The sequence below is a fragment of the Curtobacterium sp. VKM Ac-1395 genome (genome assembly GCF_015350975.1).
In the GTDB taxonomy this organism is placed as follows: domain Bacteria; phylum Actinomycetota; class Actinomycetes; order Actinomycetales; family Microbacteriaceae; genus Curtobacterium.
In genome coordinates this window covers 169,485-194,004 of record NZ_JADKRX010000005.1, presented here as the reverse complement: position 1 = coordinate 194,004, position 24,520 = coordinate 169,485, and the positions used below count along the sequence as shown (strand labels likewise).

Here is a 24,520-nt window from a genome sequence, read left to right as displayed (position 1 = left end):
TCGAATGGCGCCATGCGATGGAACGGGCAGGCGATCGACGCGTCGCTCAGTGACGCCCTGCCGGGGCTCGAGTCGAACAGCGGGTTCGTGCGGAGCGTCACGACGCCGGAGTTCGCGGGGGTCACCTTCCACGAGGTCCTGGCGAAGTCCGCACTGAACCGGGTCAACGGGGTGCAGGGGGACACCTGGGGGATGACGATCAACCCCTACCGCGGCTGCAGCCACGCCTGCGTGTACTGCTTCGCCCGGCCCACGCACACGTACCTGGAGTTCGACGCCGGCGCCGACTTCGACCAGCAGATCGTCGTGAAGACCAACGTCGCCGAGGTCCTGCGTCGTGAACTGGCGAAGCCGAGCTGGGACCGCCACCCGGTCGCGCTCGGCACCAACACCGACCCCTACCAGCGGGCCGAGGGCCGGTACCGCTTGATGCCCGGCATCATCGAGGCCCTGGCCGAGTCCGGCACCCCGTTCAGCATCCTGACGAAGGGCACGCTGCTCCGTCGGGACATCCCGCTCCTGGTCGAGGCCGCGCGCACCGTGCCGGTCGACGTGGCGATGTCCATCGCCGTGTACGACGACGACCTGCAGCAGTCCGTCGAGCCGGGCACCCCGACGACCTCGGCGCGCCTCGCGACGGTCCGTGCAGTGGTCGACGCCGGCCTGCCGTGCTCGGTGTTCCTGATGCCCGTGCTGCCGTACGTCACGGACACCATCGCCCACCTCGACGACGCGATCGGTCGCGCGGCGGCGGCCGGTGCCACGAGCCTGATGTACTCGGCCCTGCACCTGAAGCCAGGCGTCAAGCCCTGGTACATGGAGTGGCTGGCGCGCACGCACCCGGACCTCGTGCCCCGCTACCGCGCGATGTACCTCGACAACACGTACGCGCCGAAGGACTACCGCCGGTGGCTCGCCGAGCGCATCCCCCCGATCATGCGGGCACACGGCGTCGGACTCGGCCGGGTGGACCCGGCGACGGGCTCCATGGGGTTCTCCGACGGCCCGACGGACGTCCGACCGGTCGCGCTCGGCGTCGAGGGCCCCGGCAGCGACCGGGAGGCCGGCGTCTCACCGCTGAAGCGTGCCGACCCCGGGTGGGACCGCCGCCGCACCGGGATCTCGAACGGCGTGCCGACGCTGTTCTGACGCCGGTCCGGAGCGCAGTCCAGCACACCTTCGGGGGACATCGAACGTCAGACCCCTGCCGCTATCATCGAAGCAGTCGTCATCCGGTACCCGATCCGGGGTACACGACCGCGTCGATGGTGGTTGGATCGTGGGCGGCGCTCCCTGGCTCCCGGAAGGAGACGCACCGTGCTCGGCATCCCCACGCATCTCGCTCCGCGAGTGAACGCGTGGTCGACCGTGCGGGCCTTCCACGCCGCCGCGGTCGGGTCGCTGCTGGCCGCCGCGGTGACGCTCCTGCTCTTCGTCCTGACCGACACCGACGTGCGGGTGGTGGGAGCACTGGTCGCCCTGCTGCCGATGCTCGGGATGATCGGCGTCCACGTGCAGTTCGGCACGTGGCGCTCCGCGATCGCCTTCCTGCTCGTCGGCGGGGTCTGCGTCTGGTGGTTCTCGGTCGTCGTGCAGCGGGACATCGCGGTGCCGTGGGTGACGTCGTACCTGCTCTCGCTCGTGGTCGTGCCGCTCGTGTTGGTCGGCGGCGCCGGTGCGGTCCCCGGTCGTGTGGTCCTGTGGTCCGTCGGCGGGTTCGCCGTCGGGCGGATCGCGACGGGCATCGCCAGCGCGCAGACCGGCGGGCCCGGACACCCGCTCGTGCTCGCGTGGATGACGCTGGCGTTCGTCGCCGGCATCGTCCTGGTCGGCGGACGCAGCACCGCCCGGTCGCAGCGCGTCCAGCCCGAGCTCCTGCGTTCCGCGCGCGAGGAGCGCGTGTCCGCGTACCGCGCCGGCGTCGAGTCCGAGGCCTCCGCGATCCTGCACGACACCGTCCTGAACCACCTGGGGGCGATCGCCCTCGCGCCCGACGGCCCGATGGACGAGCAGCTGGCCCGGACGGTGGACGCCGACTTCGCGATGCTCACCGGCAGGGCCTGGTTGGCGAGCGAGCAGCACGACACCGGTGACAGCGCCGCGGTCGACGCCTTCGAACACGTGGTCGAGGAACACCGGGCCGAGGGGCTGCACGTCCTGGTCACGGGGGACCCCGCCGCGCTCGCCCGACTCGAGTCCCCGTCCCTGACCGCGCTCGTCCGGGCGGTCGGTGCCTGCCTGGCGAACGTCCGGAAGCACGCCGGCACCGACTCCGCTGAGGTGAGCGTGTTCGACGACGGCGCCGCCTGCACCGTGATGGTCGTCGACGACGGCCGCGGCTTCGACGAGCAGCAGACCGGCGCCGACCGGATGGGCCTGCGCAACTCCGTGCGCGAGCGCATCGGTCGTGTCGGCGGTGACGTCCAGGTGTGGACGTCGCCCGGCAGCGGCACGAGCGTGATGATGTCCGTGCCGTACGCCACTGCCCCGAGTCCCGTGCGGGTCATCGGCCACGGCGACACCGACGGCCTGCAGGAGTCCGCGTGAGGGGCACCAGGACCGCGCAGCAGTACGACCCGCTCGGCGCGATGGGGTCGCGGCCACTCGCCGTCGTCCTCGGTGCCGTGGGGGTGCTCTGGGCGATCGTCGTGTCGGTCTTCGACCGTGACGTCCTCGGCAGTCCCACCCTCAGCGCCGTCGCGGTGCTCCTGGTCGCGGCGTCCACCGCCGTCGTGATCGTCGCGTCCAGTCCCTTCCGCGCGCCGTTCCCGCGCTGGGCCTTCGTCGCACACGTCGCGCTGCTCGGCACCGCCGTCGTCGCGAGCGTCGCCGCGCAGTGGGGCCCCGACCGCAACGCGCTGAACGACTTCATGTCCCTGCTGACCGCCACCGGGATCGTGATGGTCGCGCCGTACCGGCCGTGGCTCGACCTCGTCGTGGGCGGCGTGGTGCTCGCCGCCGTCGACGCCGTGACCTGGGGTGTCGCGGCGACCGTCTTCCCGCACGCGGTGCCCGTCGCGGTGTCGGCGTTCCTGGCCGCCGCCCCGACCCTCGTGCTGACCGTCGCCGCCGTGGTCTTCGCGTGGACGTTCGCAGGCCTCGCCGAACGCGTGCAGATCCGCGCGGGGTCGTACTCCGTCGAGCGTGCCGAGCGCGACGGCATCGCGGAGAGCGTCCAGCAGGACCGCTCCTCGATCCTCGCCGAGGACGTCGCGCCGTTCTTCGCCGAGCTCCGCACCCGCGAGACGATCACCGACGCCGACCGGGCCCGAGCGCGCTCGATCGCCGACGGCATCCGCCGCGTGATGGTCGCCGACGCCGACCGCACCTGGCTGCAGCAGGCGGTCCGCGCCGAGGGCGGGGCAGCGGCCACGATCAACGACCCCGACGGGCTCATCGCCGCGCTCGACGCCGACCAGCGCACCGTCGTCCGGACGTTCCTGCGTGCCGTGCTCCGAGCCTCCACCGTCGATCCGGCCGGCTTCCACGCCACGGTCGCGCGCCGACCCGACGACCGTGTCGACGTCACGTTCGAGGCCGTGGTGGCCGACTCCGACGTCGGCATCCACCGTGCCTTCGACCCCTACCTCGCCGTCCTCCGCGTGACGTTCCCGGACCTCGACGTCGCCGTCCGTCCGTCCGCCCTCGCATTAAGGTTCTCCTATGACCAGCACTGACCCGAACAGGCTCTCGGAGGGCATGCCAGCCCTGCCGAACCCCGGATCGCGCCGTGTACGACTGGCCATCCTCGACGACCACGAGGTCCTGCTCGACAGCCTCTCCAGCTGGATCGCCGTGAACGCCTTCGACTTCGACCTGGCCCTCACCGCGCACACCTGGCTCGAGATGGTCCACAGCGACAGCTTCCCGACCGACCTGGTGTTCCTCGACTTCCAGCTCAAGGAACCCGTCTCGATCGAAGCCCGCGTGCGCACCTGCCGTGCCGCCGGCGCGAAGGTCGTCGTGCTCTCGAGCCTCGACACCCGCGAGTCCCGCGACCGAGCCCTCGCCGCCGGCGCCTCGGCGTTCCTGTCGAAGTCGCTGCCGATGCGCGAGGTCATGGACGTCGCCCGTGACGTCATGGGCGTCGCCCGCGAGACCCCGCCGCAGCGCGAGTGGCGTCCGCTGCCGACCGGTGCGACGGCGCACCAGCGACCCAAGCTCAGCCACGGCGAAGAAGAAGCCCTGCGGCTCTACGTGTCCGGGTACTCCACGAACGAGGTCGCCGCGCAGATGAACGTGCAGTACGAGACCGCCAAGACCTACCTGCGCCGCGTGCGCGAGAAGTACGCCAAGGTCGGTCGTCCGGCGTCGAAGAAGTCCGACCTGATCCGTCGTGCGGCGGAGGACGGCTTCCTCTCCTAGTGGCCAAGCTCTACTTCCGCTACGGGGCCATGAACAGCGGCAAGAGCACGGGCCTGCTGCAGGCTGCGTACAACTACGAGGAACGCGGCCAGCGGGTGCTCCTGGCCAAGCCCGGCGTCGACACGAAGGGCGACCGTGAGATCGTCTCCCGGCTCGGGGTCACGCGGCAGGTCGACGTCGTGTTCGCCGCCGAGGACGACGTCCGCACCGCCGTGGCCGCGGCCGGAGCCGTCGATCCCGCCTCCGCCGAGCTCGACGGCATGGTCCGCCCGGTGAGCTGCGTGCTCGTCGACGAGGCCCAGTTCCTCACGCCGCACCAGGTCGACGACCTGCTGCGCATCGCGGTGCTCGACGACGTCCCCGTGATCGCCTACGGCATCCGCACGGACTTCCGCACCGAGGCCTTCCCGGGCAGCCGACGCCTGCTGGAGCTCGCGCACTCGCTCGAGGAGCTCAAGACCATCTGCCGCTGCGGCCGCAAGGCGGTCTTCAACGCCCGCAAGGTCGACGGCGCCTTCGTGTTCGACGGCTCGCAGGTCGCCATCGACGGCGTCGACGTCGAGTACGAGTCCCTCTGCGCCAACTGCTACCTCACGGAGTCGGGCGGTCGCCTCGACGGCGACCTCGGCTGACCGGTCGCGCCACGACTCCACGTCCCGGACGGGAGGCTCGGTGCCGGACCGGTGCCGGGCCTCCCGTCCGTCGTCGTGCGCGCCCGCCGCGGAATGTCGGCGCCGCAGCGCGCGTTCCACCCTGCATGAGCGACGCTTCCCTGCACCTGTCCGTCCTCGACCTGGCGACCCGCGAGTACGGCCAGTCCAACACCCAGGCCCTGCAGGGGTCCATCGACATGGCCGTGCATGCCGAGGGCCTCGGCTACGAGCGCTTCTGGGTCGCCGAACACCACGGCATGCCCGGGATCACCTCCTCGGCCCCCGCCGTCCTCCTGAGCGCCGTGGGCGCCGCCACGAAGACGATCCGCATCGGCTCCGGTGGTGTGATGCTGCCGAACCACGCGCCGCTCGTCGTCGCGGAGCAGTTCGGCACGCTCCGGGCGCTCTACGGCGACCGCGTCGACCTCGGCCTCGGGCGTGCCCCGGGCACGGACGGCGCGACCGCGATGGCGCTCCGCCGCACGGACCGGCTCGACGTGGACGACTTCCCCGAGCGCCTCGCCGACCTCATCGGCTTCTTCACCGGCATGGACGCCGAGAACCCCCTGTCCCGCATCCGCGCGGTGCCCGGCTACGGCGACGTGCCGGAGTTCTGGCTGCTCGGGTCCTCCGGGTACAGCGCCCAGGTCGCCGGTGCGCTGGGCATCTCGTTCGCGTTCGCCCACCACTTCGCCTCCGACAACACCGAGGCCGCGCTCGCGCTCTACCGGGACTCGTTCCGGCCGTCGCGCTTCCGCTCGGAGCCGAACGCGCTCATCGGCGTGCAGGTCGTCACGGACGAGGACCCCGCCGTCGTCGACGAGCAGTCCGCCCCCGGCATGATCTCGTTCATCCGGATGCGCCAGGGCATCAAGCCCGAGCCCGTCTCGATGGACGAGGCCCGCGCCTACCAGTTCAGTGACCTCGAGCGCCGGTTCATCGCTGCCCGCACCGAGCGTCAGGCGTACGGCACGGCTGACCAGGTCGCCGACAAGATCAACGCGCTGGTGGAGTCCACCGGGGCGAACGGCGTCATCGTGGCACCGGGTGCCGCCCAGGCGCGGTACCGGCACCAGGCGCTCGACGTCGTGGCGTCGCTGCACGCAGCCGGCCGCCTGGTCCGGCGCTCGGTCGCGGTCGCGTAGGGGACGCGCGGCACTCGCGCCGCGCACGTCGAGGGAGCAGGAACCGTCGGGTCCGGTGGACCGACTCGACGGTTCCTGCTCCCTCGTTCGTCGGCCGGGAGGCTCGGCTCCGCTGAGCAGACCGAGTTACGTGGCCGTCGCCACGGCCGGTGCCGGGTGCGGAACCACGAAGGCCCGGGTCCTGATGGACCCGGGCCTTCTCGTGTCGGGGTGACAGGATTTGAACCTGCGACCTCCTCGTCCCGAACGAGGCGCGCTACCAAGCTGCGCCACACCCCGAGGTGTGTTGGCCGCTCCGCGGAGCGACCCATGAAGTCTAGCGGATGATCGACGTGCTCACGACCACGCGGCGACCGCTCGGGCGCGTCGTGGTCAGGCGGTCCGGGCAGTCAGGGTGACCACGACGGCCTCGGGGCGGACGGCGAAGCGCACGGGTGCGTAGATCGACGTCCCGAGGCCGGCGGACACGTTCAGCCATGCCCAGTGCGTCCGGTTCTGCCACTGGTGCAGACCGCTGGCGTACCGGCGGGGGAGGTCGCTGTTCGTGACGAGCGCACCGACGCCGGGGACCGCGACCTGTCCACCGTGGGTGTGCCCGGCGAAGACGACGTCAGCACCCTGCGTGACGAAGGCGTCGAGGACCCGGCGGTAGGGCGCGTGCGTGACGCCGATGGAGACCGGCGCGGGGCCGTCCTCGTCCTCGGACCACGGGACCTCGCCGCGCATCTCGTCGACGTTCGTCGGGAGGACGTCGAGGCGGTCCCAGTCGCGGTGGGCGTCGGAGGTGCCGAAGAGCTCGAAGCGCGAGCCGCGGACCTCGATCGCTCGCGCCTTGTCGTTGAGGTCGAGCCAGCCGAGCGACTCGAAGAACGCCGTCTGCCGCTCGATGTCGAGGTCGACCGCGCGGGCCTTGGCGTGCATCGCACTCGGGCCACCGAAGTACTTCAGCGGGTTGCGCGGGGAGGGGCCGTAGAAGTCGTTCGACCCGTAGACGAACGCCCCGGGCACGCCGCGGAAGGGCTCGAGCGCATACTCCACCGCGGTGTTGGCGGTCTCGTGTCCGAGGTTGTCGCCGGTGTTCACGATGAAGTCGGGCTCGACCAGGCTGAGGTCGCGCAGCCACTGCTGCTTGTCCGCCTGCCACGGGGCCATGTGGATGTCCGAGAGGTGCAGGACGACCACGTCACGAGCACCCGGCGGCAGGACCGGGACGGTCTCCCACCGGATGCCGAACCGCCGACGCTCGACGAGCGCGCCCCAGGCCGCGGAGCCCGCACCGACGACGGCGCCGGCCGCGAGGACCCCCAGGCCGGCGCGGCCAGCCGTCACTTGCAGCCCTTCCCGGGCTTGCCGTCCTTGTTGCCGAAGAGCTGCAGGGTGATGCCCGTGTCCTTCGACGCGTTGGTGCCGGGGCCCGGGTCCGAGCTCGCGACGCGGCACTCGTTCTTGCCGTCGCCCTTCGCGAACTGCTCGGACACCCCGACGTTGCCGAAGCCGGCATTCGAGAGCGTCGAGCGAGCGCCGCCGACCGACTTGCCGCCGACGTCGGGGACCGTGGCCTGCGAGCCGTCGGACGTGTAGACCGTCACGCTCGAGCCCTTCGAGAGGGCCGAACCAGCGCCGGGCGAGGTCGAGAGGACGGAACCAGGAGCGCCGCCACCCGGCTGCGTGCCGCCGTCCACGTAGGTGAAGCCGGCACCGGCGAGCGTCGCGCGAGCCTGGTCACCGCTCTGGCCGACGACGTTCGGCAGCGTGATGCTGTTGCCACGGATGGCCGAGGGCGTCGGGGCTTCGAACTGGCCACCCGGGTACTGCGAGTTCACGATGCTCTGGGCCTGACGCCACAGCGAGGTGCGCGACAGCGAGTACAGCCCCTGGGGACCTGCGACGCGACGGAGGCTCTGCTTGGTGCCGTCAGCGCGGCCCTCGATGTTGCCGAGCCAGGTCGCCGTGGCGATCTTCGTGCTGGACCCGACGAGCCAGATCTGGTCGGCGTCGTCCGTCGTGCCGGTCTTGCCGAACTCGTCGAAGCCGTCCGGGGTGCGGGCGCCGCCGGCGGTGCCGATGGTCATCGTCTTCTTCATCGCGTAGATCGCGGTCTTGGCGACGGTCGGGTCGATGGCCTGCGTGCAGTCCTTCGGCTGCCCGCCGAGGGACTTGCCGTCGGCGTTGGTGATGTTGTCGATCGCGATCGGGCGGCAGAACGTGCCGTTGTTGGCGATGCCGGCGTACGCGGCGGCCATCGTCAGCGGGGCGATGTAGTTCGTCCCGAGGACGGCCGACGGGTTCAGCTCGATCTCGTTCGTCGTGGGCTTGGACATGTCGTCGCCGTAGCCCGCGAGGGGCGTGCGCGGCTTCGCGAGGTGCACGCCGAGGCTCTCCGCGGTCTTCCGGATGTCGCAGTAGTCGAGCTTCTGCGCCATGTTGACGAACGCGACGTTGACGGACCGGTAGGTGGCGCTCTCGACGGTCATGTTGCCGCCTTCACCGGCCGAGTCGTTCTTCGGCTGGTAGATCGGCGAGATCCCGGACGTGGAACCACAGACCCGGTACGACGTGAACCCGCGGGGGGTCCCGCTCACGGTCTCGTTCAGGCCGTGGCCGTTCTGCAGCCAGTTCAGGAGCGTGAAGGCCTTGAAGGTCGATCCGGTCTGGAAGCCCTCACCGCCGCCGTACTGGGAGTCGACGTTGAAGTTGATGCCGGTGTCCGTCGCCGGGGCGCAGGCGTTCGGGTCGGCGCCCTGCTTGCCGCAGCTGATGAGCTGGTTGTAGTTCTTGTTCTGCACCATGGTCACGATGCGTCCGGTGTCGGCCTCGACGGAGTCGATCGTGCCACCGAAGTTGAAGCGGGCCTCGGTGTTCGGCGCGTAGGCGTTGATCAGGTCCTTCTGGGCCGAGTTCAGGTCGAGGCTCAGCGTCGTCTGGATCGTGTAGCCACCGTTGCGCCAGGCGGCGTCCCGCTGCTTCTGCGTCGAGCCGAGCTGCGACATCTCACGCACGACCTGCACGGCGTAGTCGCAGAAGAACTGCGAGCCGTTGCCGGCAGCGGCCTTGCAGCCCTGGTTCGGCGCCGTGAGGTGCACGTAGTCCGCCGGCTTGGACGCGAGGGCCTCGTCGAGCTGCTCACGCGTGAGGTGCTTCTGCGCGTACATGCTCTTGAGGATGACGTCGCGACGAGCCACGTTGGCGTCGTAGAACTTCGGGTCGGACAGGTTGCGGCTGTTCGGGGACTGCACGATCGCCAGGATCGAGGCTGCCTCTGCCGGGGTGAGGTCGGTCGCGCTCTTGTTGTAGTAGTGCTGCGCCGCGGCCTGCACGCCGTAGGTCTGGTCGCCGAAGTAGGCGATGTTGAGGTACCCGGTGAGGATCTGCTGGTGCGAGTACCGCTTGGCGAGGCCGATCGCCAGCTTCATCTCCTCGAGCTTGCGGGAGATCGTCTGCTTGACGGCTTCGTTGTAGGCCTTGTCGCGTTCCTCTTGCGTGGGGAGCTCGAGGGCCTGCTGCATCTTGATGTTGCGGACGAGCTGCATCGTCAGCGTGGAACCACCGCCGGACTCACCCAGTCCGCCGGCGAGCGACCCGACACCGGCACGCACGAGCGAGGTCATGTCGACGCCACCGTGGTCGTAGAAGCGCTTGTCCTCGCCGTCGATCGCGGCGTTCTTCAGCTGGTCGCTGATCTGGTCGAACTTGAGCTCCTGGCGGTTCTGGTCGTAGACCGTCGCCAGGTGCACGGGCTGTCCGCCCTGGTAGGCGAGGACCTCGTTGCGCTGCGGCAGGTCACCGAGCTCGATGTACTCGGGCAGTGACTCGAACACACCGATCGTCGAGGTCGTCGTGACACCGGCGACCGCGATCGCCGGGGTGACCCCGATGGTGACCAGGAGGCCGGCGAGCACGCTGAAGCCGGTGAAACCGATGAAGGCGCCGACTGCAGAGACGGGCTTGGTCCGCGATGCAGACGTCTTCTGGGCAGACATAGGATGCAGCCTAAACGACACCCACGACTGAAAGGCTGGCAAGGAACCGCATGACTCGATGGGAGTACTTCACCACGCCCTTGATGATCCACAACACCACCGCCATCCTCAACAACTACGGGGACGAGGGCTGGGAACTGGTCCAGATCGTCACCGGTCCCGAGGGCGGGCTCGTCGCCTACCTGAAGCGTCCGAAGGCCCAGGCGTGAGCGTCTCCGACCGCCTCGCGGAGCTCGGGCTGACGATCCCCGCGGTCGCCGCGCCCGTCGCCGCCTACGTCCCAGCGGTCGTCACCGGCCGGTACGTCCAGACGGCGGGCCAGCTGCCGTTCGTCGACGGCTCGCTGCCCGTCACCGGCAAGGTCGGCTCGGACGTCGACGCCGCGACCGCCACGGCGCAGGCCCGCCAGGCCGCGCTCAACGGGCTCGCGGCCGTCGCCTCGGTCGCCGGGTCGCTCGACCGGGTCGCCCGGGTCGTGAAGGTCACGGTCTTCGTGGCGTCGCACCCGTCCTTCACGGGCCAGCCCGGGGTCGCGAACGGTGCCTCCACCCTCATCGGTGACGTCTTCGGGGAGGCAGGCGTCCACGCGCGCAGTGCCGTCGGCGTCGCCGTGCTCCCGCTCGACGCGCCCGTCGAGGTCGAGCTGGTCGTCGAGCTGGCCGACTGACGGACCGTCAGCCGCGGACCGAACGCGAGCAGGGCCTCCCGTCTGGACTGACTGGAGGCCCTGCTCGCGTTCCGCGGTCTACATCAGATCAGCGATGGTCGCCATGATCGTCGGGTCGGCCAACGTGGTCGTGTCGCCGATGCGGCGGCCCTCGGCCGCGTCGCGGAGCAGCCGGCGCATGATCTTGCCGGACCGCGTCTTCGGGAGCTCCGGCACGACCACGACCTGGCGGGGCTTGGCGATCGCGCCGATCCGGGTCCCGACCCAGGCACGCAGCTCGGCGGCGACGGCCTCGCGGTCGGCGCCCTCCGCTGCCTCGGTCGTCAGGATCACGAACGCGACGATGGCCTGGCCGGTCGTCTCGTCGGCTGCCCCGACGACGGCCGCCTCGGCGACGCCCTCATGGCCGACGAGTGCCGACTCGATCTCCGCGGTGGAGAGGCGGTGGCCCGACACGTTCATCACGTCGTCGACGCGGCCCTGCACCCAGATGTCGCCCTGGCCGTCGAGCCGGGCGCCGTCGCCGGCGAAGTAGCGGCCGGGGAAGCGGTCCCAGTACGTCTCGACGAAGCGGTCCGGGTCGCTCCAGATGCCGCGCGCCATCGACGGCCACGGTTCGGTGATGGTGAGGTAGCCGCTCTCGCCCGGGTCGGCGCGGTTGCCGTCCTCGTCCACGATCTCGGCGACGATGCCCGGCAGCGGCGTCTGCGCTGCGCCCGGCTTGAGCTTCGTGACGCCGGGGAGCGCGGAGATCATGATCGCGCCGGTCTCGGTCTGCCACCAGGTGTCGACGATCGGGGTGCGGTCGTGGCCGATGACCTGCCGGTACCAGTGCCAGGCCTCGGGGTTGATCGGTTCGCCGACGCTGCCGAGCAGGCGCAGCGACGACAGGTCGTGTGCGTCGGGGACCTGTCGGCCGGCCTTCATCGCGGCGCGGACCGCGGTCGGGGCCGTGTAGAGGACGGTGACGCCGTACCGGTCGACGAGGTCCCACCAGCGGCCGGGCTTCGGCTCGTCCGGGGTGCCCTCGTAGAGGACCTGGGTCACGCCGTTGGCGAGGGGCCCGTAGACGACGTACGTGTGTCCGGTGATCCAGCCGATGTCGGCGGTGCACCAGTAGACGTCCTTCTCCGGGTGCATGTCGAAGACGTTCTTCTGCGTGTAGGCGGCCTGGGTGAGGTACCCGCCCGAGGTGTGCACGATGCCCTTCGGCTTCCCGGTCGTGCCCGAGGTGTACAGGATGAAGAGGGGGTTCTCGGCCGGGAAGGCCTTCGGTTCGTGGTGGTCGTCCGCCGCCGCCAGCTCGTCGTGCCACCACCGGTCGCGGTCGTCGTGCCAGTCGATGGCGTTCTCGCCGCGCCGGACGACCAGGACGTGCTCGACGCTGTCCGTGCCCTCGCCCTGCAGCGCCTCGTCCACCGCGGGCTTGAGGGCCGCGACGGCCCCGCGCCGCCAGCCGCCGTCCGCCGTGACCACGAGCTTCGCGCCGGCGTCCTCGATACGGGCGCGGAGGCTCTCCGCGCTGAACCCGCCGAAGACCACCGAGTGCACGGCGCCGATGCGGGCGACGGCGAGCATGGTGACGACGGCCTCCGGGATGAGCGGGAGGTAGACGACCACACGGTCGCCCTGGCCGACGCCGAGGTCCGTGAGCATGTTCGCCGCGCGCTGCACGTCGGCGGTCAGCTCGGCGTACGTGATCCGGCGGGTGTCACCGCGGGCGCCCTCGAAGTGGATCGCGACCCGGTCGCCGTTGCCCGCGCGGACGTGGCGGTCCAGGCAGTTCTCCGCGACGTTGAGGGTGCCGTCGTCGAACCACGTCGCGAACGGTGCGCCCGACCAGTCGAGCGTCCGCGTGAACGGCGTGCGCCACTCGAGGAGCTCCCGCGACTGGTCCGCCCAGAACTGCTCGCGGTCCGTGCCGGCAGCGGTGTGCAGGTCCTCGTGCGCGACGGCGTCGGCGACGAACTCCGGTGTCGGGGGGAACGTGGGCGAGTCGTCGTGCCGTGCGTCGTCGCCCGCATGGGGTGCGTCGCGTGCGTCGCGTGCGTCGTCGCCTCGGGGGTCGACCTGGGTCGGAGTGGACATCGATGTCCTTTCGCGTCGGTGCGTCCGGTGTGCACACGGAGACTACCGCTCGGCCGGAGGGGGAGGTGCGTCGTGCAATGGGCGGTTCTGCAGGGCGAGGTGGGGGTGGCGCCGGGGGTCCGCGCTGGTTGACGTGGGCGGTTCGTGCGCGTGTCGATCAGGCCGGTGTGGGCGGTTCGCGTTCGTGTCCGTCCGGCCGGTGTGGGCGGTTCGTGCGCGTGTCCGTCGTACGCCCTCGGCGGACACGCGCCGGATGCGCGACATGGGTTGCCCCGGATGCCCCGACGTGGGGTACAGTGGTGCTTGCCGGACTCGTTTCCGGCGGCATCGGATCGGATTCCCCCCAATCCTCCGGTGTCCTGGCGGCACCTGTTCCCCCCAACCGGTGCCGCCTCTTCTTTTTCCCGGACGCGATCGACGCCTTCCGGGGGCTGCCACGGCCCAGGAGTCCGGGTCGATCCGCGCGGTGACGCGGAACGGTGGACAGACCGGTACATGTCGACGCATACACCACCACTGACCGACCGGTGGTACATCGGTGGAACGACTCCGTCGGGAAGCGGGCGTGCCCGGGTTCTCGGGCCCGCAGGGAGCATGACTCCGCCCCGAGGCCGAGCGGGGTACGTCGGCACTGAACGGGGTACAAAACGTCTCGTTGCCAGGAGAGCCACAGGGCCTCCACAGAGCCCTGCATGGTCCGGCATGGCCGCATCGGGACCGCCTAGCGTGCCCGCATGCACCGCCACCGCGCCGACGCCCCGCCGTTCCTGCCTGGGTCGACCCCGCCCGTCCGGGTCCGCAGCGGGACCGACACGCTGGAGTTCGAGGAGCTCGCGCCGTTCGTGCTCGACGACACCGTGACCGACGTCCTCGTCCAGGGCGGCGTGTCGGTGTGGGTCGACCGTGGCACGGGACTCGTGGACGCCGGGCTCCGGGTCGACGAGACCCGGACCCGGGAACTCGCGACCCGGCTCGTCGCGCTCGGCGGCCGGCACGTCGACGAGTCGAAACCAACTTTTTGACAGATTTCTGACCTGGGAGTTTCACTTTTTCTCGAATTCCCGCGGTGCAACTGGGTCAGCGGATCGCCGAGGCCTCCCGCAGGCCCCTGGCCAGGGTCCCGAGGTCGGGCACGTGTGCCCAGGGTGTCACGTTCGGCCCGGTGCCTGTCGGAAGGGTGCACCACGCCCGCAGGTTCTCCAACTGCACCGTCGTCTGACCAAACTTCGGTGTGTGACCAGCAGGCAGGACGGGCGGCTGCACCTCGAGGAACGCGAACAGCGCCTTCTCCATCCCGGTCGGCCCGATTCCTGGCCCGATCGAGGCGACGGCGTGCGAGCATCGCGGGCAGAGGTATCCGTACAGGTCGTCCGGCCGGCGCCTACCTCCAAGCAAACCGGAGTCAGCGGCCCGCAGCGGCCCCCAGACGTACTCGACCTGGTTCCGCATCGCGGACACCGCTCCGACGCCGCACAGGAGGCATCCGCGCATCGCGGTGCGGAACTCGGTTCCCTCGGGTGGTCCCACGAGACGAGGGCCGTCCGTGAGGTCCGCGAGCATCTCGCCGTAGGCCTTGCGGAAGGACTCGATGACGTCGTTCGACACGTGCCGCCAGCGAGCGCCGGTCGGCTTGTGGGCGTCGTGCCGGATGGTGGGCGTGATCGCGGAGGACCACCGCGCCGTGCCGCCGAGCGGGCGGAAGTGACGCATCGCGGTCCGGACGCTCTTCTGCCCACCCTTCACCACCGAGCGCCAGTCCATCCCGGCGACCTCCGGCACGAGCAACATCGCCTCGAAGGCCAGGGTCGCGTACCAGCGGTCTCCGAGTGACCGAGCCAGCGACGGGTAATCATCGACGAGGTCTGCCGCTGCTGCGTTCCGCGTCCGGCACCGCGCGCACTGGGTCACCTGCACCTCGAAGGGCTGGATCGTCTCGACGCGGACGTACGGAGCGCCGCCGCTGACCGGGAAGGCGCGCTCGCGCTCGGTCGCCGTCAGCACTTCGACAGGGCCGTCCGGCGGGCTCACGAGCATGCCGCAGTCCCGGCAGGGGAGACCCGCCTCGCCGCTCTCGTCGGTGACCGTTCCGTTTGACAGGAAGTGCGCCCACTGCGTGGGGGTCAGTGCGGGCATCATCGACGCTTCCGATCGGTGTTCTTGGGCCTCCCGCCGCCTGCGCGGAGACTCGTGACTTGACTGACCGCGGCGGCGGGAGGGGTCTGGGGCTGCGTTGCGCGAACGCGGGCTGCGAGAGCCGCTGCCTGCTCTTGCAGTGTGGCTTCGGCGCGGGCGTTGAACCGCTTGGCCCACGCTGGCGGCTCCGCCTCGAACCGAGTCGGTTCGGTGATCGCGGCGAACGGGTCGGCGTGATCCGGCGTGCCGTGGCCGTGCGAGTGTTTGCCGCAGTTGCAGGAGAACTCCTGTCGAACGACGCCATCCCGGTCCACCCGGATCCGACCCTGCCAGCGCTTCTCAGCTGAAGCGAGAGGCTGAATTTCCGCCAACTTCTGCTCGCGGGCACGTTCGCCCAGAAGTCGCCTGGTCTCGGCGTCGCGACCCTGCTCGTCATCCTGCTGGGCCTGCTGCGAGTGGACCGCGTCGGCGTGCGTCACCCGCACGAAGCGCGGCTGTGCGGGGCTCATCGGGCAGCCCTGACGGGGTGGCGGTTGGGGTGGCGTCGATCCGGGGCGGTCTTCGACTCAGGCAGCGTGAGCGCCGGGCTCGGCAGCCCGCGCGGGCCGGGAGCCGGGATCGAGATGCTGAGGCCCTTCTCGAAGCGGTATCGGCAGAACCCACGTGCTTCGAGGAAGCAGTAGACGCTCGGCTGTGCGGCGCATTGAGGGCACGCGATGGACAGGGCGTTCTCGACCCGCTGTCGTGTGAGCGCCAGGCTGCGTCGGGTCCGGAGCTCGTTCTCGATGTCCAGCGGGTCGCGAGTCGCGTCGGTCTTGGTAGGGGGCATGGATCGGCCTTCGATCTCAGGCGAGGCCCTACCGAAGCGCCGAAGCGCGCCATCCGCGTACGTCAGCGCTGAACTGCTCAGCGCCCTGCCCACACCGTACTACTGTTGTAGGCACGGTTTCGACCTATAGTAGGCAGCGATTGGCGACGCTCGATCTGGGTGCCCGACTCCATGCGGTACGCGGCCGCAAGCGCTGTGCAGTGGGAACGACCACAGTGCTCGGGTCGGGCTCCCTGACCGGGCGTCGACTTTCCGACGAAGGAGCATCCATGAGCGAGCAGCAGAAGACCACCCAGACGATGACGGCACGGACCCAGACGTTCTCGTACCAGCCGTCCCGAACCGCCCTCGCCACGAGGTCGTGGACCGCTGTTCAGCGCGTCACCGATCCCGACGCGCACCGAGCGGCCGTCAACCAGCACTTCGACCGATTCGGCCCCGCGTTCGGCGGCTCCGGACGCTGAGCCGTAGCGGGTTTCGGGTTTCGGGTTTCCTAGGGGAGTTCTCCGAACTCCACTCCCTAGGAACCCGAACACCCGCAACTCGGCTGCTCCGAACTCAGGCGGATTCTGGGGCGACCAGGGACCAGACGAACCCCTGCCCTTTGCGATCCTTCCGCACCTCCCCGTCCTGCTCCATCCGCCTGAGGATCGCCGCGTGCTCGGTGTAGGCCTCGCCAGTCCCGCACACCGCCCGCGTGTATGTGTCCTGCCGCGCGGCTGTCAGTGCGGCGATCTGGTCGCGCAGGTAGCGGCGCTTGTCGTCAGGCGACGGCTGAGCCTCCTGAGCCCGGTCTCTCGCGACTCCCGAGGGGTCGAGCCGGAGCCGCCCGTCCTCGCCCACGACGACCGGCGTGGGACCGATTGCGGGCGCGTGGAGCCGTGGCACCGTCCGGAATCGGCGCAGCGCCCGGGGGTTCACGTAGGGCTCGTTCGCGTCGTACGTCCACAGCCCGTCCTGCCCGGCCATGGACTCGACGCCGTTCATCAGGTAGCCGTTCTTCATCCCTGTGTGGCCCGTCGGGAGTCCGTTCGGCACGTCCACCGACTTCAGCAGCCTGCGGAACTCCGAGTACCACCGGCCGTACCGTGTGGTGTCGCTGTTGAGGATGGCCGTCACCCCATCCACGATCAGCGTCAGGGGAGGCCCCGCCACTCGTGCAAGCCCCAGCAGCTCGAACTCCCAGCGGTCGTAGACGTCCCGCTTCGTGAGGTCGAACGTGTCGGCACCTCCTGCGGCTTCGAGGTGCACGACGAACAACATCGACCCCGTCCCGTCGTCGTCCGGGTCGAGGTAGAACGGGTACGGGTCGCCCTCGGCGTCGTACTCGAGGCCGGTCGCGAGCAGAGCCTCGTGCATGTCCGCCTCGGGGTTCTCGGCGTTCACGAGCACGATCGGGCGCGCCCGCTCTTCCGGTGTCACGTTCACGGGCTCGAAGTGGTCGAGGAACCTCCGGCCGGCGATCACGAGGGAAGCGGTGAGGTCGCAGACGAGCAGCGACTTCCCGACCTTCGGCGGTCCACCGAGCATCGGCACGGAGTGGTGGTGCCAGAGCCCCGGGATGTAGGGCCGCACGGCGCCGCTGGGACGGCTCGCGAAGGCGCTGGGCAGGCCTTCGTACGTGCGAAGGATACTGGCGCGCTCGTAGTTCGTCTGAGCCGGGCTCAGTTGGTCAGCGTCGCGCCAGAAGGTGCCCTCAGCGAGGATCTTGCGGCGTTCGTCCGCGGCCTCCGGGGTGAGCTGTGACCACTCGTAAGCCCAGCCGGTCCGGTCAGGCCTCGCATCTGGATCGTGCACTATGCCCTCGTGCTCGATCAGCAGGTAGCGCACGCGGGTAGCTGTCCTGCCCCGGTACTCGAAGGTCGCGTACTGCTCGTAGGTCTCGCGGTTCATCCGTTCAGTCGCTTCCTGAGGTTGTCGAGCGCCGCCCGAGCTTCGTCCTGGAATGCCTTCGCCTGCTCAGGGCTCACGATCGGCGTGGGGCGCGGTTCTCGGACGGACTGCAAGCGTCGTGACCAGGACGCGGAGCGGCACTGCACGGAGCAGAACCGGCCGCCCTTGACCCAGGGGCGGAACCGGCGTCCGCACTCGTCGCAGTCCTTCGGGGAACCGTGCCGGGAAGGGCTGTTCGGGTTCTTGATCGGCTGCTGGCTGTCGCTCATCGCTTCGGCTCCGGAGTGCGGCCGAGCGTGAGCAGTGCGGCGACGCGCGCGACCTGCGCGTCGGTGAGCGGCGGGAGCGAGCGCGCGTGAGCGCGAGCGGCGTCCTGCCGGTCGCGCGCGTCGAGAGCCGCGGCGATGCCGGTCACTTGGCGTCCTCAGCGGCAGGCTCGGGGATTCTCGGCAGCGGGACGATGCGGGCCTTCGAGCCGTAGCGCTTGCGCGGGTCGCGCATCTTCCCGGCGGCGAAGGCGGCTTCGATCTCGTCGAGGTCGACGAAAATGGTTCCGGTCGTGTCGCGGTACCCGGCGACCCAACCTTCTCGGACCCAGCGTTCGACGGCGCGCGGACCGCACTGGAAGTAGTCGGCAGCGGAGGGATAGGTCTTGTAGCGCTTGGCGCGCTGCTTCGTGTCCTGATCGGACATGGGGCAACTCCTCGATGGAGGTTGCACCTACTGCTCGCCGCGTTCCGCGGTTCTTCGTAACGGCCCGTCCGGTCGATGTACCCCAACGCTGTTCCGTCACCATCAGGCCTGTCGGCGTGGTCTTACACGGTCTAGGCGCTGGATCGCCTGCGTTCTTCCGCGGGTCAGACGGTGCCTGCCCGAGCAAGTGAGCGGGGAGCCTTCGAGCTTCCCACTACCAACATTCTAACAGTTTGGGCCTGCGGCTCACGTGTCGAAATCCGCCGTTTTGCGGCGCTGAACGCCCCGCCGCCTGACAGGGGAGACAGACTCACGCTCTCGACGTGGCAGCGGGGCGCACAGCGCCACAAATCGACGGATTTCGCCCCTGCGGTCTACTCGCTTTCCTGCGTGGCGCGCGGATCTTCCTCGTCGTCGGGCTCCTCGACGTCATCGTGAGGGACGAGGACGAACATGTCCGGATCTGGGCTGGCAACGGGGATGTCGACGAAGACGCCGATCGTCGCTAGCAAGCCCCGGAGGTGGCTGCGCGCGAAGTCATAGACTGCCTCGACTGCAATCGACTGCCGGACAGCTGCTTCGAGATTGTCGTCGTCGGGTCCCTCGTCGTCGCTGACCAGGAACGCGCCCGCGTCGATCTCGGCCCAGCCGCCGTTGCCCCCGACGTGGAGCGTGGCGATGACGACGCGGATGTGCTGGCCGTTCACACCCTCTTCGGATGCCGGCGCGTAGCCGACCCGCCACTTGATGTGTTCTTCGGTCTGATCGCCCTGGGATGCCCGGAACCGAACGACGTCCAGGTTGTCGACGAAGAAGTCTTGCGTGCTCATCGGCTGTGCAGCTTGCTCGTCACAGCAATCTCGGCCAGGTCGTACGAGGGCATGTCCCACTCGTCGTGTCGGTCCTCACGGCCCGCCGTCACCCAGTAGAGGAACTTCGGCTTGGGCGAGAACGAGACGTTCACGATCTCGACTCCGCGCGTGGAGTTGGACGCGTGGACCACACAATCGTCATCGACGTCGGTATGAAGGCGGACACCCACCGCCAGCGCGTACCGCCGAAGCGTTGCGAGGGTCGGGTTCGCGTCATACCGCTCGAAGGCTGCAACCGTCGGCTGAGTGACGCCCATCCGCTCGGCGACAACTTCTTGCGAGAGGTCGTGGCCCTTACGATGCTTCACCAGGTCGCGCAGCAGTCGCTCATGATCCTCGACGAGAGCTTCCGCACGAGCTTCGATAGCGCTGTCGCTGTCGTTCATAGACTGGACTCTATATCCGTTCGTGTGTGTGTGAACTTAGACGAGGCCCCAGTTCGAGGGCTCTAGACCCCAGAACTTGCCGACGGCCAGTTGTATTTCTGCGTTCTGCGCCGCTTCTGTGCGAGCCGGATCGTCGTTCCACCAGACCTTCTCGTGGACGTGGACGCCGATGACGTGCATCGGGAGGCGAGGAGGTTCTCCGTGGATCGCTCGCACTTCTGCGTCGTAGTACGCGGGCTTGCCCTCCTCGTCCAAGTACCGCACGGAGATGCCGGACCACCGGATCTCATACAGCCACCCGGCCGTGCCGGTCTTCAAGTCGTCCACTTCGTCGACGGGCTCGAGTTCTCCTCGTTCGGCGGCTTCGAGGCGTCGACGGAACTCGGTACGCGCGAGCGGTTCGTTGTAGGGCCCCCACTGGCGTCCGTCGCCGCGGAGAGTGTTCATCAGAGCGTCAACGGCAGCTTCGATGTGAGACTTCGAGCCCGGTCCTGCTGCCCACACGTACTCGATGGGAGAGCGCTCCGAGCACCGTGAGACGGGTGCGGACATGTGAGTCATCCTAGGTTCGCTTCGCGCTGCACCGCGCCGCGGCGGCTGCCCCCAAGTTGGGGTCTAGCCTCTGTGCGTGAATCGGAGCCGCTTTGCACTCCACTTCGAGCCGCGGGACAGAGCTGGCAGGACCTCGACTCGGAGGACGGACGCGAGAACGGCTCGTTGCACGTCGATCGGCGCGTCGAGGAACGCCTGTCCGGGATCAGGGGCACGCAGTACCGACGATGATGCCGACCGGCTGAGGCCCTTGGCGAGCCTCGCGTCCACCTTCGCCAGTTCCGCCTCGACCGTCGCGGTCGCCTTCGCGAGTTGCGGACCGGTGACGTTCCCAAGCGCATAGTCCGTCTCGAACGCTTCCAGGCGGGCAGAGAGCGCACTGCGCTGCTCGCGGTCCGCCGCGAGGTCAGGCGTCCCAGGGCTCATCGCTGCGACGATTCGGGGGTCTCGTACAAGCTCAGCGACCACGCCTCGCACGTACTCGTCCGTCTGCTTCTGGCCGATCGTGAGGTGCGCGGACTCCGTGCACCTATAGAGGTAGCGCCGCTCGTACTGGCGGGCGTAGGTGCCACCGTGAGGGGTTGCTCGGAGTGTGCCACCGCAGGGGTGCGCCTGGCCGTTCTCGTCAACGATGGGGACTCCGCAACGGTAGATGCCTGACCCGAGCCACTTCGTCTCGTTGGAGGGCGTCAGGCGGCGCGAGGGGTCCGTGACGAGCGACACGAGGGCGCGCCACTCGTCCTCCGACACGATCGCAGGCCAAGACGCCGGTCCGAGCACCTCGAACTCGTAGGATTGCCCCTTTTTCCCGGGGAGGCCCCGTGCGAGCAAGCCGGCGTTTCGAGGCCGGATCAGCATGTCCCGCAGGGCGCCGTACTTCCACGTCTCGGAGCGTCCAGAAGTCTGGACACCGCGCTCGTTGAGCTCGCGCGTCAGGGCTGCGAGGGTGCGTCCTGCGAGCGCGGCCTTCGTCGCGTCGCGGATCACCTTGGCCTCGGACTCGCGGATCGTCACGCCGTCCTTCTCGAAGCCGAACGGGCGGATGCCGCCGCGGTACTTCCCGCTCGCGGCTGCCTGCTCCTTCGCTCGCTGCACCCGCTCCCGGCTGTGGTCCACCTCGTGCTGGGCTGCGGCTCCGAGCATGCGAGCCACCATGCGCCCAGCGGGGGTAGCGAGGTCGTACGAGCCCGCCTGGACGGTTTGGATCGCGAGGCTGTGGGCTTCGGCCACCGCGATGAACTCTTCGAGTTCGGCTGCCCGACGATGCAGCCGGTCGGGGTGCCAGGCCACCACACCTCGGATCTGTCCGGTCCTCACCGCTTCCAGCATCGCGCGGTACTCCGGGCGCACCTTGCGGCGGTCATACGCGCTGATGTCGTTGTCAACGAAGACCGCCACCACGTCCCAACCGAGTCGTTCCGCGAGAGCCCGGCAGTCCGCCTCCTGGCGGTCCACACCGAGCCCTGCTCCGGCCTTGTCGCGGCTGATCCGGGCGTAGATTGCGGCCGGGAGGGCCTTCTGGGCGCTCCCGGCCGTCTGACGTTCTTCCATAGTGTCAATTTTACGGTTTTGACGAGTCCACCCCGATCGCGGACGTCCGCCACGGCGACGGCATCCGTGTCCACGTGGTCCTCGCACCCGTGGCGGTGCGCGGGACGACCCTGTCCATCCGTCTCCCGCGCGGCGCACCGCCGACGATCGACTCCCTGACGCACAGCGGCGTGTTCGCCCGGGTGCCGCGACGACTCGTCGAGGACGCGGTCGCGCGGCGGCGGAACGTCCTGGTCTCCGGCGCCACCGGCAGCGGGAAGACGACGCTGCTGGCGGCCATGCTCGCGCTCGTCCCGCACGACGAACGCATCGTCACGGTCGAGGACGTCGCCGAGCTCCGCGTCGACCACCCGCACGTGGTGGGGCTCGAGGCCCGGCAGGCGAACGCAGAGGGCGCGGGAGCGCTCGGGCTCGACCGGCTCGTCCGCGAGGCCCTGCGGATGCGGCCGGACCGGATCGTCGTCGGCGAGTGCCGCGGTGCCGAGGTGCGGGAGCTGATGTCGGCGCTCAACACCGGGCACGACGGCGGCGCCGGGACCGTGCACGCGAACGGGATCGCCGACGTGCCCGCGCGGCTGGAAGCCCTCGGCGCGCTGGCAGGGCTCGCCCCCGACGCGCTCGCACGGCAGGCCGTGAGCGCGTTCGACCTCGTGCTGCACCTGGAGCGTTCACGGGGATCACGGCGGTTGGCCGCTGTCGGGAGGCTCGGGGTCGACTCCGCCGGTCGCCTGGCCGTCGCACCGGGGGCCGGGACGGAGCCCCATGGCCGTCGACGTCCGGTCCTGGTCGCCGAGCGTCGGTGAGCCGGCCGGCTCCGGCGTTCGACCCGGTCCGTGCTGCCCGGGCGCTCGACCAGGTGGCGACGTTGGTCGCGGCCGGGATCCCGGCGCCCCGGGCGATGACCCTGGCGGCGTTCGACGCCGAGCAGGGCAGCGGCGCTCCCGCGTGGGACGACGTCCACGCCGTCCTCGCCGTCGCCGAGCGCACGGGGGCACCCGTCGCACCCACGCTCCGCGCGCTGGCAGGAGCCCTGCGGCGCGCGGCGTCCGGCGACCGTGCCGTCCAGGTCGCGCTCGCCGGACCACGGACCAGTGCGAACGTCGTGCTCGCGCTGCCGGTGCTCGGTGTCGTGCTCGGCTCCCTGTGGGGGATCGACACCGCGGCGGTGCTCCTGGGCTCGCCCGTGGGGTGGGTCTGTGGCACGTCCGCGCTGCTCCTGGTCGGCGTCGGTCGTGCCTGGACCGCGCGGATGATCCGCGCCGCGACCCCGGAGAGCGGGATCCCGGGGGTGCTCCTCGACGCATGGGCGGTGGCGCTCGCCGGGGGAGGCTCCTGGACGAGTGCCGCGTCGGCCGTCCGCACGGCCCTCGGCCAGCGACCGTCGCGGCCCGTCGAGGCAGCGCGGCTGGGGGAGACGCTCGACCTGGCCCGTCGGGCCGGGGTGCCGGCCGCGGCGCTGCTCCGGGCCGCCGCTGACGACGTGCGCGACGACGTCGCCGCGGAAGCCCTGGCCGCTGCGGAACGGCTCGGCGTCCGGCTCGTGCTGCCGCTCGGGACGTGTGTGCTGCCGGCGTTCGTGCTCGTGGGGGTGGTCCCCGTGGTGGTCGGCATCCTGTCCTCCACCGTCCCGGGGATCGGATGACTTGTCCACGGGTGCGTCCTGGGCCGGGTCGTCGGTCGTGCCCGGTCGCCAGGCTGGTCCCACCAGAAGAGAAGGGAACCCACCATGACCACCCACACCCCGGACGCCCAGCCCGTTCGCCGCTCCGACGTCCACCGTCCTCCTGCACTCGACGACGACCGCGGGTCCGCCACCGCCGAGTACGCCGTCGTGATCCTCGCCGCGGTGGCCTTCGCCGGCGTCCTCGTGGCGGTGATGCGCTCCGGCGAGGTCCAGGCGATCCTCACCGACCTGGTCCGCGGTGCGCTCTCCCTGTGACCGCGGTGCCGTCACGGTCGAGTTCGCCGTCGCGTTGCCCGTCGTGGCCGTGGTCGTGTCCCTGGCGATCGGCGGGGTCGTGCTCGTCGACGCGCAGGGTCGTCTGCAGGTCGCTGCCGCCACGGCCGCCCGGGCCTGGGGCCGGGACGACGCCGACGGTGCCCGGGCTGCCCTGGGGCGTCTCGCCGGTGGATCCGACAGCCACGTCGCCCGGCACGACGGACTGGTCTGCGTCACCGTCGAGCGCACGGGCAGCGGGCCCTTCTCCTCCCTCACGCTCGGTGCGACGGGCTGCGCGGCGGACGGCGGCCGCTGACCGCGGTTCCGCGACGGTCGTCATGGTCGGCGTCGTCACCACGACGGTGTTCCTGGCCACGGTGCTCCTCGCCGCCGCGGGGACACGGGTCGCGGTCGTGCGGTCCCAGGGGGCCGCAGACGCCGCCGCCGTGGCCGGGGCAGCGGCAGCTGTCGGGCTGGTCCCCGGCGCACCGTGCGCAGCCGCGGACCGGACCGCGCGCGGCAACGGGGCGCGGGTCTCCTCGTGCGACGTCGCCGACGCCGTCGTCCGGATCCGGGTGGGCCTGCGTGCCGGTCCGTTCACGGTGGAAGCCGCCGCGCTCGCCGGTCCTCCGCCCGTCGACAGATGACGACACGGCCCGGACATCGACCCGGCGGGCATCCCCGTCACTGTGTGTATGGTGTGCCTGTCGGCCCGCCGGTCATCGATGTCCCGGTCGACCCGGGCGCGTCCGCGTCCCAGGGCCGACAGCACCA

The 24,520-nt window shown here is 70.4% G+C and carries 28 protein-coding genes and 1 tRNA gene; 15 read left to right on the top strand and 14 right to left on the bottom strand.

Going from position 1 to position 24,520, the window contains the following annotated elements; translation table 11 throughout:
* Positions 1–12 precede the first annotated feature (12 nt).
* From ITJ68_RS14445 to ITJ68_RS14420, 6 genes are all read left to right on the top strand, one after another.
* Entirely contained in the window at positions 13–1,149 is a 1,137-nt protein-coding gene (locus ITJ68_RS14445) for an Rv2578c family radical SAM protein (protein ID WP_194662164.1), read from the top strand.
* Positions 1,150–1,317: 168 nt separating this feature from the next.
* Positions 1,318–2,547: a sensor histidine kinase gene (locus ITJ68_RS14440; protein ID WP_194662163.1), complete on the top strand. Its 1,230-nt coding sequence runs from the start codon at positions 1,318–1,320 to the stop codon at positions 2,545–2,547.
* Positions 2,544–3,677 carry a hypothetical protein gene (locus tag ITJ68_RS14435; RefSeq protein WP_194662162.1) on the top strand — a complete coding sequence of 378 codons (1,134 nt, stop codon included), beginning with the start codon at positions 2,544–2,546 and terminating at the stop codon, positions 3,675–3,677. Before ITJ68_RS14440 ends, ITJ68_RS14435 begins: the two co-directional genes overlap by 4 nt.
* On the top strand, positions 3,664–4,365 hold the full coding sequence (locus tag ITJ68_RS14430; RefSeq protein ID WP_071270285.1) for a DNA-binding response regulator: 702 nt from the start codon (positions 3,664–3,666) through the stop codon (positions 4,363–4,365). The genes ITJ68_RS14435 and ITJ68_RS14430 overlap by 14 nt, the downstream gene beginning before the upstream one ends.
* The gene (locus tag ITJ68_RS14425; protein ID WP_194662161.1) at positions 4,365–4,997 is read left to right on the top strand and encodes a thymidine kinase; all 633 of its coding nucleotides are present in this window, start codon (positions 4,365–4,367) and stop codon (positions 4,995–4,997) included. Before ITJ68_RS14430 ends, ITJ68_RS14425 begins: the two co-directional genes overlap by 1 nt.
* A gap of 125 nt (positions 4,998–5,122) precedes the next feature.
* The gene (locus ITJ68_RS14420; protein ID WP_194662159.1) at positions 5,123–6,163 is read left to right on the top strand and encodes an LLM class flavin-dependent oxidoreductase; all 1,041 of its coding nucleotides are present in this window, start codon (positions 5,123–5,125) and stop codon (positions 6,161–6,163) included.
* A 205-nt stretch (positions 6,164–6,368) separates the two neighbouring features.
* Here ITJ68_RS14420 and ITJ68_RS14415 read toward each other — a convergent pair.
* The 3 genes from ITJ68_RS14415 to ITJ68_RS14405 all read right to left on the bottom strand — a co-directional run bounded on the left by ITJ68_RS14415 (position 6,369) and on the right by ITJ68_RS14405 (position 10,143).
* Positions 6,369–6,442 (bottom strand) — tRNA-Pro (locus ITJ68_RS14415).
* Positions 6,443–6,535: 93 nt separating this feature from the next.
* Positions 6,536–7,492, bottom strand: coding sequence for a metallophosphoesterase (locus tag ITJ68_RS14410; protein WP_194662157.1), 957 nt, complete (start codon positions 7,490–7,492; stop codon positions 6,536–6,538).
* Positions 7,489–10,143 carry a transglycosylase domain-containing protein gene (locus ITJ68_RS14405; protein ID WP_194662155.1) on the bottom strand — a complete coding sequence of 885 codons (2,655 nt, stop codon included), beginning with the start codon at positions 10,141–10,143 and terminating at the stop codon, positions 7,489–7,491. The genes ITJ68_RS14410 and ITJ68_RS14405 overlap by 4 nt, the downstream gene beginning before the upstream one ends.
* Positions 10,144–10,193: 50 nt before the next feature.
* Between ITJ68_RS14405 and ITJ68_RS14400 the strand changes: the two genes are divergently transcribed.
* Positions 10,194–10,352, top strand: coding sequence for a DUF4177 domain-containing protein (locus ITJ68_RS14400; protein WP_111106559.1), 159 nt, complete (start codon positions 10,194–10,196; stop codon positions 10,350–10,352).
* The gene (locus ITJ68_RS14395; protein WP_194662147.1) at positions 10,349–10,810 is read left to right on the top strand and encodes a RidA family protein; all 462 of its coding nucleotides are present in this window, start codon (positions 10,349–10,351) and stop codon (positions 10,808–10,810) included. Before ITJ68_RS14400 ends, ITJ68_RS14395 begins: the two co-directional genes overlap by 4 nt.
* Positions 10,811–10,888: 78 nt before the next feature.
* On the opposite strand, the gene acs is transcribed toward ITJ68_RS14395, so the two are convergent.
* Positions 10,889–12,898 carry an acetate--CoA ligase gene (acs, locus tag ITJ68_RS14390; RefSeq protein ID WP_194662146.1) on the bottom strand — a complete coding sequence of 670 codons (2,010 nt, stop codon included), beginning with the start codon at positions 12,896–12,898 and terminating at the stop codon, positions 10,889–10,891.
* Between the two features lie 734 nt (positions 12,899–13,632).
* Between acs and ITJ68_RS14385 the strand changes: the two genes are divergently transcribed.
* Complete coding sequence (locus ITJ68_RS14385; protein WP_194662145.1) at positions 13,633–13,920, top strand: hypothetical protein; 288 nt, start codon at positions 13,633–13,635, stop codon at positions 13,918–13,920.
* A gap of 55 nt (positions 13,921–13,975) precedes the next feature.
* Here the strand turns inward: ITJ68_RS14385 and ITJ68_RS14380 are convergent, their stop codons facing one another.
* From ITJ68_RS14380 to ITJ68_RS14370, 3 genes are read right to left on the bottom strand one after another with little or no spacing between them, the layout of a single operon-like run.
* Positions 13,976–15,034, bottom strand: coding sequence for a hypothetical protein (locus tag ITJ68_RS14380; protein ID WP_194662144.1), 1,059 nt, complete (start codon positions 15,032–15,034; stop codon positions 13,976–13,978).
* Positions 15,031–15,540 carry a hypothetical protein gene (locus ITJ68_RS14375; protein WP_194662143.1) on the bottom strand — a complete coding sequence of 170 codons (510 nt, stop codon included), beginning with the start codon at positions 15,538–15,540 and terminating at the stop codon, positions 15,031–15,033. Before ITJ68_RS14375 ends, ITJ68_RS14380 begins: the two co-directional genes overlap by 4 nt.
* Positions 15,537–15,860, bottom strand: coding sequence for a hypothetical protein (locus tag ITJ68_RS14370; protein WP_194662142.1), 324 nt, complete (start codon positions 15,858–15,860; stop codon positions 15,537–15,539). Before ITJ68_RS14370 ends, ITJ68_RS14375 begins: the two co-directional genes overlap by 4 nt.
* A 269-nt stretch (positions 15,861–16,129) precedes the next feature.
* Between ITJ68_RS14370 and ITJ68_RS14365 the strand changes: the two genes are divergently transcribed.
* Entirely contained in the window at positions 16,130–16,324 is a 195-nt protein-coding gene (locus ITJ68_RS14365; protein WP_194662141.1) for a hypothetical protein, read from the top strand.
* A gap of 94 nt (positions 16,325–16,418) precedes the next feature.
* On the opposite strand, the gene ITJ68_RS14360 is transcribed toward ITJ68_RS14365, so the two are convergent.
* From ITJ68_RS14360 to ITJ68_RS14330, 7 genes are all read right to left on the bottom strand, one after another.
* A complete protein-coding gene (locus ITJ68_RS14360) occupies positions 16,419–17,753 on the bottom strand; it encodes an AAA family ATPase (RefSeq protein WP_194662140.1) in 1,335 nt (444 codons plus the stop codon).
* A gap of 265 nt (positions 17,754–18,018) precedes the next feature.
* Entirely contained in the window at positions 18,019–18,168 is a 150-nt protein-coding gene (locus tag ITJ68_RS14355; RefSeq protein WP_194662139.1) for a hypothetical protein, read from the bottom strand.
* Positions 18,165–18,446, bottom strand: a complete 282-nt coding sequence (locus ITJ68_RS14350; protein WP_194662137.1) for a hypothetical protein — start codon at positions 18,444–18,446, stop codon at positions 18,165–18,167. The genes ITJ68_RS14355 and ITJ68_RS14350 overlap by 4 nt, the downstream gene beginning before the upstream one ends.
* A gap of 374 nt (positions 18,447–18,820) precedes the next feature.
* A complete protein-coding gene (locus tag ITJ68_RS14345; protein WP_194662135.1) occupies positions 18,821–19,276 on the bottom strand; it encodes a hypothetical protein in 456 nt (151 codons plus the stop codon).
* Positions 19,273–19,704 (bottom strand): helix-turn-helix domain-containing protein, encoded by a 432-nt coding sequence (locus ITJ68_RS14340; RefSeq protein WP_194662133.1) that lies wholly within the window; start codon positions 19,702–19,704, stop codon positions 19,273–19,275. Before ITJ68_RS14340 ends, ITJ68_RS14345 begins: the two co-directional genes overlap by 4 nt.
* Before the next feature lie 36 nt (positions 19,705–19,740).
* Positions 19,741–20,256 (bottom strand): hypothetical protein, encoded by a 516-nt coding sequence (locus ITJ68_RS14335; protein ID WP_194662131.1) that lies wholly within the window; start codon positions 20,254–20,256, stop codon positions 19,741–19,743.
* Positions 20,257–20,319: 63 nt separating this feature from the next.
* A complete protein-coding gene (locus ITJ68_RS14330; RefSeq protein ID WP_228505717.1) occupies positions 20,320–21,807 on the bottom strand; it encodes a recombinase family protein in 1,488 nt (495 codons plus the stop codon).
* 74 nt (positions 21,808–21,881) lie between these two features.
* Between ITJ68_RS14330 and ITJ68_RS14325 the strand changes: the two genes are divergently transcribed.
* The 5 genes from ITJ68_RS14325 (at position 21,882) to ITJ68_RS19130 (ending at position 24,393) form a co-directional block, all read left to right on the top strand.
* Positions 21,882–22,610, top strand: a complete 729-nt coding sequence (locus tag ITJ68_RS14325) for a CpaF family protein (RefSeq protein WP_416354653.1) — start codon at positions 21,882–21,884, stop codon at positions 22,608–22,610.
* Positions 22,607–23,449 (top strand): type II secretion system F family protein, encoded by an 843-nt coding sequence (locus tag ITJ68_RS14320; RefSeq protein WP_194662127.1) that lies wholly within the window; start codon positions 22,607–22,609, stop codon positions 23,447–23,449. The genes ITJ68_RS14325 and ITJ68_RS14320 overlap by 4 nt, the downstream gene beginning before the upstream one ends.
* 84 nt (positions 23,450–23,533) lie before the next feature.
* A complete protein-coding gene (locus tag ITJ68_RS14315) occupies positions 23,534–23,746 on the top strand; it encodes a DUF4244 domain-containing protein (protein ID WP_194662125.1) in 213 nt (70 codons plus the stop codon).
* Positions 23,730–24,062 carry a TadE family type IV pilus minor pilin gene (locus ITJ68_RS19625; protein ID WP_194662123.1) on the top strand — a complete coding sequence of 111 codons (333 nt, stop codon included), beginning with the start codon at positions 23,730–23,732 and terminating at the stop codon, positions 24,060–24,062. The genes ITJ68_RS14315 and ITJ68_RS19625 overlap by 17 nt, the downstream gene beginning before the upstream one ends.
* Positions 24,028–24,393 (top strand): Rv3654c family TadE-like protein, encoded by a 366-nt coding sequence (locus ITJ68_RS19130; RefSeq protein WP_268097684.1) that lies wholly within the window; start codon positions 24,028–24,030, stop codon positions 24,391–24,393. Before ITJ68_RS19625 ends, ITJ68_RS19130 begins: the two co-directional genes overlap by 35 nt.
* The last annotated feature ends 127 nt before the right edge of the window (positions 24,394–24,520 follow it).